Below are 1,401 nucleotides of genomic sequence, written 5' to 3' on the forward strand. Positions count from 1 at the left end.
ACCCCCTCGTCAACGACTCCTTACCCACAGTGGTTGCGTTTATGGTTAGTAGCATAGAGAAGATAATCGCATGTGATTGGAAAGCCATTGAAACGCCACCAGCAAGCGCTGGAAAAAACATCTTCGTAACGGGTATCACTCGTTATGGCGATCAAACAGTTCAAATGCTCGATGTCGAGCTGCTGCTTTCTAAAATTTATCCGCAGTATGAAAACGCGAATATCCCGATGCTGACGGATGTAGAGCGTGAACGCCTCAAAGCACTGAATATCTTGTTGGTGGATGACTCGTCGATTGCGCGTAAGCAATTAAGTGACGCGCTAGATAGCATCAATATCTCCTATCAAATTTGTAAAAATGGCTCAGATGCACTGCAGTTGATGAAAAATGAGGCAGAAGCAAATCGCCCAATAGATATTCTGGTCAGTGATATTGAAATGCCGGGGTTGGATGGTTACGAGTTAGCGTTTGAAGTGCAAAATGATTCAGCTCTTAATCACTCATACCGCATTCTGCATACTTCACTGTCGAGTGAGATTTGTGTCGATAGAGCGCATCAAGTTGGCGCTCACGAAGCGTTAGAAAAGTTTAATGCTGGTGAGCTCATCGAAGCTATGCTCCGCGGGGCAAAAGAGCTAGAAGCCAATGCCATGGCTTCTTAACGTTTAACTGAACATAATATGTGGCTTTGTGTTCACTCGAAATCGTTATCACTTTGTCGTCATTTCAACGATTTATTGCTGACTATTGATGACACTGCGACGCTTAAGGCACGTGTACTAAAGCGACTTGTTTACAGCGTTTACTTCTTTGGCATAGCGTAGCTGCGAGACACAAACTCAGTTTCTTCCACTTGGTAAACATGATTAATGTAGGAAGCCAAGCTGTAAATGACATTGGCCATTAAGTTGGCGTAACGGAACAGAATCGGCGCTGGTTGCTTTTTCCCAGCATACTCTATCGCGACGAGTGCTCGAACGGTTTTCTTTGCTTGGCAGCGGCATAAATGCAGTTGACTAGACGTAGTATGGCCACCCGGCAGCACAAAACCTTTATAACCACCGTCTATGCGCGCTTTTATGGCCTCATAGTCTGCTTTCAGCTCTTCAACTTCCGATTCTGTAATCGCTAACTTGCCACGCACCGAACCATTGAGATGGTAAACATTAGGCTGAAGGCGCGTGAGAATATCTCGACTGAAGTCGTCCAATTCCATCGACAGCACCAACCCAATCCGGCTGCACAACTCGTCTGCGGTGATCTCGAAATCGCACACAGGGCTGTCTTCGTAGATAAAGGGATAACAGATCTCGCTCAGTTCCTTGCTTACAGGTCTCATGCTGTTGTTCCAATGTAAAAAAGGGAGCCAGTATAACCTAACTCCCTCCTAGCAATCATAAA

2 protein-coding genes are annotated in these 1,401 nt (G+C 45.5%); one reads left to right on the plus strand and one right to left on the minus strand.

The window, feature by feature from the left end; translation table 11 throughout:
• A partial coding sequence (locus tag R7Q47_RS24515; RefSeq protein WP_318089840.1) for a chemotaxis protein occupies nt 1-662 on the plus strand: 662 nt, incomplete at its 5' end.
• 140 nt (nt 663-802) lie between these two features.
• On the opposite strand, the gene R7Q47_RS24520 is transcribed toward R7Q47_RS24515, so the two are convergent.
• Nucleotides 803-1,339 carry an ATP:cob(I)alamin adenosyltransferase gene (locus tag R7Q47_RS24520; protein WP_318089842.1) on the minus strand — a complete coding sequence of 179 codons (537 nt, stop codon included), beginning with the start codon at nt 1,337-1,339 and terminating at the stop codon, nt 803-805.
• Between the last annotated feature and the right edge of the window lie 62 nt (nt 1,340-1,401).

Source organism: Vibrio sp. Vb0349 (assembly GCF_033338975.1).